General features: G+C 38.2%; 10 protein-coding genes and 1 pseudogene. 8 read left to right on the top strand and 3 right to left on the bottom strand.

Annotated elements, in window-relative coordinates; genetic code table 11:
• Positions 1 to 77 precede the first annotated feature (77 nt).
• Together G3567_RS13475 and G3567_RS08045 are read left to right on the top strand one after the other, a co-directional pair.
• Complete coding sequence (locus G3567_RS13475; RefSeq protein ID WP_317164168.1) at positions 78 to 458, top strand: DsrE family protein; 381 nt, start codon at positions 78 to 80, stop codon at positions 456 to 458.
• 12 nt (positions 459 to 470) lie between these two features.
• Positions 471 to 829 (top strand): annotated as a pseudogene (locus G3567_RS08045) (amidohydrolase); the annotation flags it as partial.
• A gap of 44 nt (positions 830 to 873) precedes the next feature.
• Here G3567_RS08045 and G3567_RS08040 read toward each other — a convergent pair.
• The gene (locus tag G3567_RS08040) at positions 874 to 2,937 is read right to left on the bottom strand and encodes a TonB-dependent receptor (RefSeq protein WP_164004821.1); all 2,064 of its coding nucleotides are present in this window, start codon (positions 2,935 to 2,937) and stop codon (positions 874 to 876) included.
• Between the two features lie 63 nt (positions 2,938 to 3,000).
• Between G3567_RS08040 and G3567_RS08035 the strand changes: the two genes are divergently transcribed.
• Positions 3,001 to 4,743: a M14 family metallopeptidase gene (locus G3567_RS08035; RefSeq protein WP_164004820.1), complete on the top strand. Its 1,743-nt coding sequence runs from the start codon at positions 3,001 to 3,003 to the stop codon at positions 4,741 to 4,743.
• Here the strand turns inward: G3567_RS08035 and G3567_RS08030 are convergent.
• Positions 4,711 to 5,334, bottom strand: a complete 624-nt coding sequence (locus tag G3567_RS08030) for an NUDIX hydrolase (protein WP_164004819.1) — start codon at positions 5,332 to 5,334, stop codon at positions 4,711 to 4,713. The genes G3567_RS08035 and G3567_RS08030 overlap by 33 nt on opposite strands.
• Positions 5,335 to 5,342: 8 nt before the next feature.
• Here G3567_RS08030 and pyrE point away from each other — a divergent pair, with 8 nt between their 5' ends.
• From pyrE to G3567_RS08005, 5 genes are all read left to right on the top strand, one after another.
• Positions 5,343 to 5,987: an orotate phosphoribosyltransferase gene (gene pyrE / locus G3567_RS08025; RefSeq protein WP_164004818.1), complete on the top strand. Its 645-nt coding sequence runs from the start codon at positions 5,343 to 5,345 to the stop codon at positions 5,985 to 5,987.
• Between the two features lie 2 nt (positions 5,988 to 5,989).
• On the top strand, positions 5,990 to 6,382 hold the full coding sequence (locus G3567_RS08020) for an SRPBCC family protein (protein WP_164005091.1): 393 nt from the start codon (positions 5,990 to 5,992) through the stop codon (positions 6,380 to 6,382).
• 112 nt (positions 6,383 to 6,494) lie between these two features.
• On the top strand, positions 6,495 to 10,463 hold the full coding sequence (locus tag G3567_RS08015) for a PAS domain S-box protein (RefSeq protein ID WP_164004817.1): 3,969 nt from the start codon (positions 6,495 to 6,497) through the stop codon (positions 10,461 to 10,463).
• A gap of 107 nt (positions 10,464 to 10,570) precedes the next feature.
• Positions 10,571 to 11,476, top strand: coding sequence for a sterol desaturase family protein (locus tag G3567_RS08010; RefSeq protein WP_164004816.1), 906 nt, complete (start codon positions 10,571 to 10,573; stop codon positions 11,474 to 11,476).
• A 70-nt stretch (positions 11,477 to 11,546) separates the two neighbouring features.
• A complete protein-coding gene (locus G3567_RS08005) occupies positions 11,547 to 14,021 on the top strand; it encodes a M14 family metallopeptidase (RefSeq protein WP_164004815.1) in 2,475 nt (824 codons plus the stop codon).
• A 114-nt stretch (positions 14,022 to 14,135) separates the two neighbouring features.
• On the opposite strand, the gene G3567_RS08000 is transcribed toward G3567_RS08005, so the two are convergent.
• Positions 14,136 to 14,636 (bottom strand): hypothetical protein, encoded by a 501-nt coding sequence (locus tag G3567_RS08000; RefSeq protein WP_164004814.1) that lies wholly within the window; start codon positions 14,634 to 14,636, stop codon positions 14,136 to 14,138.
• Positions 14,637 to 14,650 lie beyond the last annotated feature (14 nt).

Below are 14,650 nucleotides of genomic sequence, written 5' to 3'. Positions count from 1 at the left end.
TTATGGACCCGTATATGAGATTGAAGATGCTGATTTTGAAATTGATTTAAATCAGGAATTCAAGGCGGTTTTTTTATGTGGCCAGCGGTACCGACTCTAAAGAAAAACCCAATCAAAACTTTATAACTATAGCTCGTTATCTGAGGCTTCCTCAAGCTACTGAACTAGAAAACAATTCAGTGAAGGCGGCTCTGGTGGTTCACGGTTCTGCTATATTCGATTTACTCGATCATCAAGCATATGCCCTTCATCATAACGAGAAAAATCTCAGGAATCCCAATTATGAATTGTTAAGTATCCTTTCTGAACATAAGGTAGACCTCATTTTGTGCGGCCCGACGTCCAGGCACAGGTCCATAGACAGGAGTAAACTCCATCCCGATGTCAAAATCGCCCTTTCGGCCATGACCACTCTGATCCACTTTCAAAAAGAAGGTTACACTATTCTAAATTTTTAAAAGACACAAACTATGAAATTACTATTTACAAGCTTAGTCTTTTATCTGTTATGAATATGTTTTCACAAATGGATGCTCAACTCGTAAAAGATATAGAGTCTATCGAAGAGAAAGTCATTGACTGGAGGCATTATTTTCATCAAAATCCTGAACTCTCCAACCGTGAATTTAAAAGTTCAGAAAAAATTGCAGAGCATCTCAGAAACCTGGGACTGGAGGTAGAAACAGGAGTGGCTCATACCGGCATAGTAGGCATTTTAAAAGGAAAAGAAACGGGAAAGATGGTTGCCTTGAGAGCAGACATAGACGCTTTACCGGTCACCGAACGCAACGATTTGCCTTTTAAAAGTGAAGTGGTTACAGAATATCTGAGATAAAATGAAAGATTTTAGATTTCAGATCTTAGATTCTTGAATTAAAAAGTATAATTCAAAGCAAAGCTTCCAAAATAATTTCTGGGTTCACCGGGGTAGAAATACCTCGGTTCACTTCCTCCAAATCCTATGGCGTTGGTGACAATACTTGAGGCATACTGTTCATTAAATAAATTGTTTACCCCAAAAGCTAATCTTGCAGTCAGGCTATCAAAAAGCGGAAACCTGTATTCGGCATTAAGTAAAGATACAGCGTATGACTCAGTAAACACAGTGTTCTCATCATTTACCGGAATTTCTGAAACCGCATTGGTCTGATAATACAGGAAAAACCTATCGGCCAGTTGGGCATCAAGTCCAAAACTGAACTGCCTTGAAGGCACACCCGTTAAATCATTACCGGAAAAGGATTCGCCCTGATCCACGAACACGTCAAATTCATAAAAATTGAAACTCCCATTGATATAAGGCTGAAGTTTCAGCCAGGAGCCATAATTGAGATTCGATTTTAGAGAGAATTCAATACCAGGATGAGAGGTGGAACCCGCATTGATTCCCACAAAGCGATCTTCTGCCACACGCCTGGCCACCAGTAAATTTTCCACATCCATATAATACGCATTCACTTCTGCAAACAACTTATCCCCAAACCACTTGGATTTATACCCCACTTCATAGTTCCATCCCTTTTCAGGCTGAAGTGCTGTGTTGAAAACCCCTTCTTCGGTGAGACTCTGCTCAACGGTTGGAACGGAGAAGCCCTTGCTGATGCTCGCTGAAATTTTTTGATTTTCTGAAATGGCGTAAGTTCCGACCAGGTTAGGCAGCCAAACCTGATCGTAGCTGTAATCTCCGGTCTGGGAATTTCCTGAACCGGAGTACAGGTCCTGAATTTCATAACGCGTTTTGTTGGTCGCTAAGCCCAGCTTGACCTCCAGTTTTCTGGATACAGAAACCTCTAATGTTGTAAAGCCTTCTATATATTGGCGGGTCTGGGTTAAGTCGGAAAGCAAATCGCCCTGCAGATATCCCTGCCCGTTATTTTGCGCATATAAATTTTCAAAGGTAGATACTTCATAATCATCTCTTAAGAATTCACCGCCCAGACTTATTTTTGAGGAAAGTCCAAATAAGTCAAAATCCAGTTCTGAAGTATGCCGGAGTCCTATGCCTGCATTTTCATTTTTTAAAATATCAAAAGGTCTAGGTTCAAAAGCATTTTTAATGGTGGTGAAAACGGCAGTATTCTGTTGAATAGTCGTACCGATTTTGTTTGCAAAATTTAATCCAACAACACCTCTGGTATAAGATTCGAAACCTTTGGCCTGACCCCAGGTGAACGCTGCCTGGCTTGGATCTTCTTCCAGACTGCTTCTAGACAGGGAACTCGGTATATATCCTTTTAACTGAATGACCTGGCCAACTAGCTGAAGTTTGGAGGTTTTGGACAAATTCCATTCTGAATTTAAAAAGTAAGACTCCCTTTGGTAATTGCTATTTTCTCTAAAACCTCCGGAACTCAAATTGTTATAGGTTAGATTAATTTTTTTGTTGCCTTCCGAGACATTCAAAGCAAAATTCTGTTTTAAAAGATCGTAGTTCCCAAAAAGAAATTCGGATGCGGTATAGCTTTGATCTTTTAAAACCGAGCTAAGCTGTATAACGCCCCCCAGGCCAGCACCAAATTTGGTAGACTGGGGTCCCTTCATCACTTTCACTTCAGAAATGGTGGTCAGATCGATATCGTTCAGGATGGAAGTGCCATTGGCAGAGGTGAGCGGTATATTGTTATAATACAGTTTGATCCTGTTAGTTTCATACTGGGCCCTCGCCCCTATGCCCCGAATATTAATTTTAGCCGTATTGAGACCACCCTGCTGCATATAAACCCCTGGGATTTTATTCAAAAACGGAGCAATCGATGTCTGGTTGGACTGTAGCAATTCCTGCTGACTTAAATAAAAAACGTTGAGTTCGGATTGATACTTCTTTTCTATATCCAGTGAAGTTTTAAGTTTGACTTCTTTTAAGGCGGTGGTGTCATTTTGAGTTTGGGAAAAAATTATTCCAGAAATAAAAAAGATAATGAGGCTAAACTGTTTCAAGTGCTTATTTTTAGAAATTCAAAAGTAAACGAATAAAGAAAAGATAATTCTAAAAAAATACTAATGTTAAGATACTGTCTACTGCTCTCCTTAACCATTTGCTTTATAGCTTGTGACCCCTCTACCAAAAAGAAACCTTCGGATGCCCTCTCCGAGGACTTTAAAATTGGCTTCGAACGCACCGATGGAGACTCAACCTCGACCTATCCCGAAGTGATCCAGTTTTACAAATACCTGGCCGATAAGGATGATAGAATAACTTTAGAAGAAGTGTACGAAACCGATATAGGAAAGCCGCTTCATCTGGTCAAATTTATCCCTGCTGAAGTTCAAGATAATCCGCTCAAGTTTTTGATCAATAATGGTATTCATCCTGGAGAATCGGACGGGATTGATGCCACTATGTTACTCTTTAAAGCCTTATCCAATAACGAATGGGCTTTACCGGATGCTGTTGAATTGTATGCCATACCTGTCTACAATGTGGGTGGAGCTTTAAACAGAAACTCAACGTCCAGAGTCAATCAAAACGGGCCGGCTGCGTATGGGTTCAGAGGAAATGCCAGAAACTTCGACCTGAACAGAGACTTTATAAAATCTGACACCAAAAACAGCAAAGCCTTTTATAGCATTTTTCACCAGGTAAATCCTGATGTGTTTGTGGATACACACGTGAGTAATGGTGCCGATTACCAGTACACTCTGACTCATCTTTTTACGCAGCACAACAAGCTTGGTGGCGAATTGAGCCGGCATTTGGAAACTAAATTCATCCCTGCCGTTGAAAACCAGTTAAGTGAAAAAGACTGGGAAATCACTCCTTATGTCAATGTCAACAATGAGAGTCCGGAAAAGGGGTTTACACAATTTAACGATTCACCCAGATATTCTACCGGCTATACGGCTTTATGGAATACGCTGGGTCTCATGATTGAAACCCACATGCTCAAACCTTACCCCAAGCGTGTGGAAGGGACATTAGAGATGCTAAAGACGCTGGTCCAGGTGTCTCAACAGCAAAAAACAAGTATTCAGGAGGCCAGAAAGCAAAACGTTCAGGCCTTTGCGAAGGCTAAAACTTATCCTCTAAACTTTCAGGTGGATTCTTCCAGCTACAGACGCCTTGAGTTCCTGGGGTACGAGCTTGAAAATTTAACCAGCGAAATCACGAAGTTACCGAGAATCAAATTCAGAAGAGATAAACCTTATGAGAAGGAAGTGAGCTATTACAATGTTTTTAAACCTACAGATTCTGTGGTTGTACCCAAAGCCTACATCATTCCAAAACAGTGGTCTTCTATCGTGGAACTGATGAACTGGAACAACATAGATTACGAACGATTTGCCAAGGACACGGTTATGGAAGTGGAGGAATATAGTATCGTTGATTTTAAGACTAGAAGGACGGCTTATGAAGGGCATTATCTACATTCTGGAACCAAGGTCCGTTCAAAACAAGTTCAAAAGAATTTTTCTCAGGGTGATGTTTTGGTCAATACCAATCAACCCGGCTTACGCTATCTGATTGAAACCCTTGAGCCTGTGGCCGTAGATTCGTTTTTTAACTGGAATTTTTTCGATAGTATTTTGCAGCAAAAAGAAGGTTTTTCACCTTATGTATTTGAAGATTTGGCTATAGAAATCTTTAATAATAATCCTGAATTAAAAGCGAAATTTGAAGAAAAACAAAACACTGAACCTGAATTTGCTAAGAATTGGTATGCCCAGCTGGACTGGATCCACAAGCATTCCAACTCTTACGAAAAAGCGCATTTAACCTACCCTGTCGTTAGGGTGCTGAACTAGATATTCTTTTGGAAACAGGAGTTTGATGTTGGCATAGGATTTCTGAAGAGCTTTTTGAGTCTTTTCGAAGTCTTTCCACTTGGCTTTTTTTATACCTTCTGAAAGTTCGGGGACCAGTTCACCCGTAAAATCGGTTTTCATTTCGTACCAGTGGGTTTCCTTGAGTTTGTATTTATCATTCCTGTTGATGATATGGTAGGTGATTTGAAGAAAAGAAACGATTTTAAGACCCTCTACATGGGTTTCTTCTTCTACTTCGCGAAGAGCGGTTTCCTCTATATTTTCACCCTTCTCAGCTTTTCCCTTTGGCAGGTCCCACTTTTTATTACGATAGATGAAAAGGATCTCCTGGTTGGCATTATAAACTAAACCACCACCTGCAACAACGACCTTTAACTTTCGTTTGAGGTGCTTTAAAAGCTTTTGTTCATTCTTGTGGTACAAATTAAGGTAGGTAAGTTCACCAGACTCAATTTGACGTATAAGTTTTTTGAGTTTTGCTTTTTTTATGGCTATATTAGTGTAGTTTGAACCTATATTTTCCTGAGTAGACAATATAATTGGCACGTCATTGACGAAAACTTTATACATTTGCAACTATGATTTTAGATGAAAACACAGCCCATAAAACAGCAGAGCTTTTGCTGCAAATTAACGCAATAAAATTAAACCCACAAAAGCCTTTTACCTGGGCAAGTGGCTTAGAGTCCCCGATATATTGCGACAACAGAATAATTTTATCCTATCCTACGATTAGAAACTTTATTGTTTCTGAATTAGCCAAGCCCATAGAAGAACTTTTTGGAAAGCCGGATGCCATTGCTGGTGTAGCTACAGGAGCTATTGGTATAGGTGCTATCATAGCAGACTATCTGGGTTTGCCCTTTGTTTATGTAAGGCCAGAGCCTAAAAAGCACGGACGTCAAAATCAAATTGAAGGCAGACTTCATCCTCATGCCAATGTGGTCGTGATTGAAGATCTGATAAGCACTGGAAAGAGCAGTATGAATGCTATAAATGCTTTGAAGCAAGAAGGACAGGCTAACATAAAAGGTATGATGGCCATTTTCACTTATGGCTTTGAAGAATCTGAACAGGCTTTTAAAGATGAACATCTGGAAGTGTACACCTTGGGAAATTATGACATTCTTCTCAAGCAAGCCTATAAAACGAATTATCTAACCAAATCTGAAGTAGATTTATTAAAAAACTGGCGCAGAGATCCTGTCCAATGGAACCACTAACTATGCATATAGAAAGCGAAAAAATAACGGTAAATAAAAGTCAGAAAGAAACTTTTGAGTTTTTAAAACAAGTTGAAAATTTTAAACAATTGATGCCGGAGAGCATTGAAAAGTTTGAAATGCTTGGTGAAGACAGTTTTCTTTTTCAACTGAAAGGCATGCCTGCCATCAAATTAAAACTGGATAAGACGGAACCCCATCATCTTGTGGTTTTGGCCGCCGCCAGCGATAAACTTCCATTTACACTGAAAGGTGAAATAACTGAAATTGACGAAAACAGTTCTGAGGTGCAGCTTATTTTTGAAGGGGAATTTAACAGCATGATGGCCATGATGATAAAAAAACCAATCCAAAAGTTTATCACGACTTTAAGTGAAAACCTGACTACGATCTAAATCCTATCCATTCTTAAAAGCAGGCAATTAATTCACTTTGATTGCCTTTTTTTAATCAATCCAGACCATATCCTGATTTAAAATAGTAAATTTATGGCGTGACAATATTTCCATGGATAAAAATAAATTTAACCCAATAGACAAATACAGTCTCCTGGATTCCAATCAAGATTCAGGTTTCGATAGATTAGTTGAAATTGCCGCCAGGGTATGTGAATGTTCGCATGCTACGCTGAGTATACTGGATAAAAACAGGTTTTGGATAAAATCGAGTTTTAATTTTGATCGCGAGGAGATCTCTAAAGAAGATTCATTTTGCGACATTAGCATTGATAATCCCAATGAGGTCTTCATCATTCGCGATGCCTCGAAAGAAAAGACCACGAATAGAAAAATCGATTATTTAAGGTCTAATAACATCAATTTTTATGCTGGAAAATCAATTGTAGATCCAGACGGCTATTCCATTGGAACCTTATGTGTGTTTGATTCGGAAGCCAAAAAACTAAGCGCTTCCCAGCAGCACATCTTAAAACAGCTTTCACAGGAAGCTATGGACAAGATCATTTCTCATAAAGAAAGCCTGAATCTCAGACAGCTTAACAACAACATATCAGATGGAAAAAGCCGGTTCCAGACCTTACTCAATAATACCGGAGACCTTGTCTTTCTTCTGGACTCTGATTTGAATTTCATGGAGTTTTATGGAAAAGGAGATGATTTGTTTATGGAAAAAGGAAGCTTTATAGGAAAAAATATCGAAGATATAAACCTTGATAAAAAGCTTTCCAATCAGATTAAACTGGCCGTTAAGGCAAGTAAATTATACCATTCCAGTATTCCTGTAGAATATGAATTAAACAGAAATGGCCTGGAGAGGTGGTTTAATATGAACGTCAATGTCATACAAAGAGAACATCATAACACCGAGATCCTTTGCGTCATCAGAGAAGTGACTGGCCGCAAAAAAACAGAAGAAAAACTAAAGCTAATCAATAATTTGCTGGAGGAAGCAGAAAGCTTGGCAAAAGTAGGCGGATGGCGATATGATGTGAAGAAAAGGGAATTGTTCTGGACCCCCATCTTAAAAGACATTGCAGGAATAGGACCGGAAGTTCAGCCTACGATAGACGAAGCCTTATTTTTTTTCAAAGCAGGAGAAAACAGAGAACTGATGACTGAAAAAATGTCTGAGAGCATTAAGCTTAACACCTCCTATACCGGTGAGTTTGAAGTTATTACTGCACAGAAAAAACACCTTTGGGCACTTGTCAACATCAAGCCAGAAATCGTGAATGGTGAATGCATAGCAGTATACGGATCGTTCCAGGATATCACTGAAGTGAAAAGCACCAAAGAGAAGCTCAAGCAAGAAAGAGAACGTTTAAACAATATCATTAATGCGACCAATTTAGGGACCTGGGAATGGAATATACAGACCGGTGAGTCCTTGTTTAACCAAAGGTTTGTAGAAATGATGGGGTATACACAAAATGAAATTCCACTAGACAACTCTTTTGAGGTTTGGAATAATGCCACACACCCTGAAGATCTCAAGAAAAGCAATCAACTACTTGATGAACACTTCGAGAGACGAACCGATTTCTACCAAATGGAACTTCGTCTAAAACATAAGCTTGGTCACTGGATATGGGTTCTCGATAAAGGCAAGGTTATTTCCTGGACAGAAGATGGTCAACCCGAATGGATGTTTGGTACTCACCAGGATATCTCAGACAAGAAAGCTCTCGAAAAGGAACTCAAACAAAACGTACAGCAGTTCAAAAATATTTTTGAACTCTCGCCTGTAGGTATCATCATTACTGATTTTAGTTCCGGGGAATTTTTAGACGTGAACAAGGCTATGCTGGAGATGCTAGGGTATAGTGAAAGAGAAATTCTAGGCAAAAATATCTGGAGCATAACGCCAGAAAACGAAACTACGGCATCAGATCACAAACAAATTCAAAAATTAAAAGATCTAAAGAAATTAGGACCCATTGAAAAAGTTCTTAAAACAAAGTCCGGTGACCTCATAACCGTCGATATCAATGGACTCATACATTTTGATAAACATGGCAGAAGAATTGTCATTTCTACCTTACAGGATGTCACCGAGCAGAAAAAAATTGAAAAGAAATTAAAAACCTCTAAAGCTGAAGCTATCAAGGCAAGCCAGGCTAAGTCTGAGTTTGTTGCCAATATGAGTCATGAGATGAGAACTCCGCTTAACGGGGTTATTGGTTTCTCCGACTTATTGATGAAAACCCCATTGAATGAAGTGCAGCATCAGTACATGCGAACCGTATTTCAATCGGCTCATATTCTTCTGGATTTGATCAATGACGTACTCGATTTTTCCAAAATTGAATCTGGAAAGTTACAGCTTGATACTACAAAAACTGATTTACACAGCATTACTGAAGAAGTTATCGACCTTACAAAGTATGAAGCCCATAAAAAAGGCCTGGAACTGATTTTAATAGTCAATACTAATGTTCCTGATTACGTGTGGGTAGATAGTGTCAGACTTAAGCAAATTCTTATGAATCTCTTAAACAATGCCATTAAGTTTACAGATCAGGGAAGTGTAACACTGCGAGTATCCTTAAAAAATAAATCCAATCATCTTTCAAACTTAACATTCTCAGTAGAAGATACAGGTGTAGGGATTGCTAAAGAAAATCAGAAGAAAATATTTAATGCCTTTATTCAAGAGGATACTTCAGTCACCAAAAAATATGGTGGCACTGGATTAGGTCTTGCCATATCAGATAAGATCCTGAATATGATGAACAGTAAATTGAGGTTGAAAAGCAAGACAGGCCAAGGAAGCAAATTTTATTTTGAAGTGTCTTTGCAGTCTGAATATGATCTAAATCAGAAAAATACCTCCGATACAGATCTTAAACATGTGCTGGTTATCTCTTCTATTTTTGAATATTTTGAGACGATCAAAAATAATCTGAAAGCTTTTAAACTTAAAACACATTATGCCAAAGATTTAAAAACAGCATCCCAAAAAATGAATGAATTTTCTCCACAGATTATTTTCATCAATCAGGAACACAGCATTACAGACTCCTACCAACTCGTTTCGAAATTAAAAACACATATCAAGTCGAAAAATACTCGGTTTGTATTAATCAGTAAATCCAATTCGTCAGAGTATTATGAAAACGAAGATTTTATCAAGCATTTCGATCAACTCCTGACTAAGCCTGTCAAGAAGAGTAATCTTTTAAAATTAATTTTAAAAACTGAAAAAAATGAGAATGAAGTTGTCGCTGATGAAATCAATACAACCCCGGTTGAAGAAACAGAAGGTCTGAAGTTTTTGATTGCAGAAGACAACCTGATCAATATGGAGCTGATAAAATCTTACTTGAAAAACATATATTCCTCCGTAAATATTTTTGAAGCAGAGGACGGTTTAAAAGCCTTCAAACTCTTTAAAAAGTACAGTCCGGATATGGTATTTTCAGATATACAGATGCCCAACATGAACGGATATGAACTTGCAGAATCCATCAGAAAAGAGAAAACAGGAAAGACCGTTCCTATTATTGCGATAACTGCAGGAACTGTAAAAGGCACAAAAGAAAAATGTATTGAATCGGGCATGAATGATTATATATCCAAACCTATTTTGCAGGAGTCTATTAAAAATATTATCTCCAAATATGCCCAAGACATAAATAAAAACCCGGGGAAATCTTTACCTGAAAGAGAACCCAGTAAGGTCATCGATAAAAATGAAACCGGTGATTTCAAAAAATCTCACCTGATGAACATGATTGGTCATAATGAGCAGTTTTTTAATGAACTTATTAAACTGGCAGATGAAACCTTGACGCAAGCTTTGGTCGATTTGGAAGAACTGGAAAATGAGACAGAATTCAAAAAACTTGCCCATAAAATAAAAGGAACGGCTTTAAATCTTGGGGCTTCAACCCTGTCGGATTATGCCTTGAAAATTGAAAAGTTAAAACTTAGCAGTAAAAAAGAATTAGATTGCCAAAAAACAAGATTTAAGGCTGAGATTAAAAAGCTTATCGATTCATTGCAGGTACTCCGCTAAACGAAAAGGTTGAACTTATCCTAAAAATTGCATTTCCAGAAGTAATAATAGAATAAAATCGAAAAATAAAGTTTCTCATTCTTTATGTTTGCAGAAAATACCCATACATGGAGAAAGTAAAAATAAGTTTAGAAGATGTTGCAAATTTAGATTTTACAACCATTATCTGGATTGCTGCACCGGTGATGTTCTCGCTGGTTGCGCTTGAATCCTACTTCAGCTACAAGCAAAACAAAAAGCTTTATGAAGGCAAAGATTTCATGGCTTCTACGTTTATTGGAGTGGTCAATATTCTTCTTAACGGCGTGATGAAAATTGGAGTTTTTGCCTTTTTCCTGTTTTTCTATAACCTTACCCCTTTATATATCCCTATGACCTGGTGGTCTTTTATTCTTTGCTTTATCGCACTGGATTTTGTGAGATACTGGTCACATAGGATTGCTCACGAACAGCGGTTTTGGTGGTCTACTCACGTGGTTCATCACAATTCTGAATATTATAATCTTTCAACATCTTTTAGATTATCCTGGACTCAAAACCTTAAAATTATCTTCTTTTTACCCGTGATATTAATGGGATTCCATCCTTTTGTGTTTTTAGTTGTTCACCAGATAGAAGTGCTTTACCAATTTTGGATACATACTGAATATATTAAAAAACTTCCAAAACCTATTGAATATATTTTCACGACGCCATCTCACCATAGGGTTCACCATTCCAAAAACGAACAGTACCTGGACAAAAATTATGGCTCAACGCTTATTATCTGGGATAGAATTTTTGGAACCTTCGCCCTAGAAGAAGAAAAACCTGTTTATGGCATCACGAAACCCATAGACACTTACAATCCCTTTATTCTTGTATTTCACGAATGGATTGCTCTTTTTAAAGACTTAACCAAAGCCAAGTCTTTAAAAAATGCGTTTCAAATGGCCTTTGGCAGCCCGGTGGATTATCACAAATCTGAAATGGAAAAGATAAATGTTCATAAAGCCAGATTAAAAAAACAATAGTCTGATTTTATATTGAATACAATCCGTTGTTAAGGGTATTTAATTTAAATTTACCTCAAACTCTTAACACATGAAATTCAGTTTAACCTTTATCTTCATTTTTTGTTTTTTCGGTTTTAATCATGCCCAAAACGCAATTCAATCACCAGAGGAATTTTTAGGCTACAAAATTGGTACAGAATTTACTCGGCATCACCAGGTTATAGACTACTTTAATCACCTGGCTGAAAACAGCCCAAACCTTACTTACTCTGCCTACGGTAAAACAAACGAACGCAGAACCTTAAGCTATGCTGTGATTTCTTCCGAAGAAAATTTAAGTAACATTGAAGAAATCAGAATCAATAATCTCAAACAAACGGGAATTATCGAAGGAGAATCCAGTCCTGACATCGCGATTGTCTGGTTGAGCTATAATGTGCATGGGAATGAAGCTTCCAGTACAGAAGCTGCGATGCTCACGGCGTATGAGCTGGTAACCAATCGCCGAAATGTTTTAGAAAATACAGTGGTCATTATAGACCCCTGTATCAATCCGGATGGTCGAGATCGCTATGTAAACTGGTACAATCAGGTCAAAGCAACACCTTATTCTCCGTATCAGGATGCGGTAGAACACAACGAACCCTGGCCTGGAGGAAGGCCCAACCACTATCTATACGATTTGAACAGGGACTGGATGTGGGCCACACAGGTAGAGACCCAGCAGCGTTTGAAACTTTACAACCAGTGGATGCCTCATGTGCACGTCGATTTTCACGAGCAGGGCATCAATTCACCTTATTATTTTGCACCAGCGGCAGCGCCCTTTCATGAGGTGATCACAGAATTTCAAAAGGAATTCCAAACCGAAATAGGAAAAAACAATGCTGAAGCTTTCGATGAGAAAGCATGGCTCTATTTTACCAGGGAAAGTTTTGATTTGTTTTATCCAAGCTACGGAGACACCTACCCTACTTACAATGGGGCGATCGGTATGACATACGAGCAGGCTGGTCACGGACGCGCTGGTCTTGGGATCAATACCGATGAAGGCTATGAATTAACCTTGGTTGATCGGGTTCAGCATCACACGCTAACCGGTTTATCTACCGTTGAAATTTCTTCTGAACATGCTGCAAGATTAAATTCTGAATTCAAGACTTACTTTAACCAATCGCCAGATTTTGATTATTACGTTCTGGCTGGAGATGAACAAAAACTGAAGGTTTTGAGGGAACTTTTTGATAAGCACGACTATCTTTATGACATTTCAATGACCAAGACTTTAAATGGAAGCCAGGTTTACGGCAATTCTAAAACTTCTTTTGATGCTAAACATGCCATAGTCCTGCCTGCAGGTCAGCCAAAAGCTAAAATGCTAAAGGTTTTATTTGAAGCTGATCCAAAACTGAGCACGCCGCTTACCTACGATATTACGTCCTGGAATTTAGCCCTGGCTCATGGGGTGGATGTTTATCAGGTAAATGGAGACATCGATACAACAGCGAAGAGCGACGTACTTCCTGAACAAGCTATTAAAGGAGAAACAGTCGGTTACATTTCTGAATGGAATAGCATGGCGCATGCTAAATTTCTGGCAAAACTTCTCGAGCATGGCATTGATGTGAGAGCGACTACGAAGCCATTTAAAATTCAAAATCTATCGTTTGAACGTGGAAGTCTGGTCCTCACCAAAACCAATAACAAACAAGCGGATTTCGATTCCCTGGTCATTGGATTAGCCAGTGCATTTGACATTGAATTGAAAGCTACAACAACCGGCTTTTCAGATTCAGGTACAGATTTTGGCTCACCGGACATCCAGAAAGTTCATCCACAACGCATCGCTGTTTTAAGAGGGGAAGGAACTTCCTCACTTAGTTACGGTTCACTTTGGTATTTCTTTGAACAGGAATTAAATTATCCGATTATATCCATCTCTACAGATGATTTCAGCAGAATAGATTTAAACGATTATGATGTACTGGTTCTTCCCAATGGTAGTTATTCTTCCGTTTTAAATGGCGAAACATTTGAAGGCCTCAGCGATTGGATTAAAAGTGGAGGAAAAGTCATCGCTATAGCAAATGCCTTATCCACTTTTGAAGGTAAAAAAGGTTTTGGCCTGGAAAAAGTGAAAACCGAAAAGGACAGCACGATTACTAACCTTATTCCTTATGCCCAGCGGGAAAAAGAACGCACCAAGGACAATATTACGGGAGCCATTTTTGAAGTGGAAGTGGATAACACGCACCCTCTTGCTTTTGGCTACGGGGACACTTATGCCTCTCTAAAAACCAGCGCTACAGCTTACCAGTATCTCGACAATGGCTATAATGTGGCTTACTTCGATGTGTCCTCTGAACGTTTAAGTGGTTTTGCGGGAGGAAAGGCAGCAGAAAAGATTTCAAATTCCCTGGTTTTTGGGGAACAGCGATTCGGGCGTGGAAGCCTCATTTATATGGTAGATGATGTGATGTTCCGTTCCTTCTGGGAAAATGGAAAATTGTTTTTCGTGAATGCCCTGTTTATGGTGAATAACAGGAGTCAGGAGTTTAGGTAAAGAATTAACCCCGATGACCTAATCATCGGGGTTAATTCTTTTTCTTTGTTGGAAAAAAATATTAAATCTTAGATTTTAATTTTCATTAGATTTGGTAATCTTCAAGAAGTTTAATCACCACAATCTATTATTTTTCTTGGCTTTGATTTCCGTTCGTATCTGCATAAAAATAAATGGTATAAGTAGTATAGTTATTATAGGAATGTAGAAATAATATTTTCCTATAAAAACAAATAATAGAGCATCGAATGAAAGAGCAAAAAGCAATGTCCAAAGCCACAACCATTTTAAAGTATAGCCATACTTAATAAAACGGTTGTTTAAAATTGGTAATATATATGTTGCTTCTAATGTTGTTAATTCAATTTCATCATATTCTTTTATTGGAACTTCTATAAAATGATTGACATATTTAAGTAAATTTTTCTTCATCTCTCTCGCATGGCTTTTTGGCTTATGCTTGTCAAGATCTTCTACTATTTTTTTTAAATTTTTATTTTTTATTTTTTCAAGTTCAGCCTCTGTATAACTATCCTCTAATTGTTGGATAATTGATAAAGCCATGCTTTTGAAATTTTCATCAATATTTTCTTTTGTGAAATATATCTCGTTCATGCCTAAATGTACTA

Origin of the sequence: Psychroflexus aurantiacus (genome assembly GCF_010820555.1) — a bacterium.
In the GTDB taxonomy this organism is placed as follows: Bacteria; Bacteroidota; Bacteroidia; order Flavobacteriales; family Flavobacteriaceae; genus Psychroflexus; species Psychroflexus aurantiacus.
This window is presented reverse-complemented; position numbering and strand designations above follow the sequence as displayed.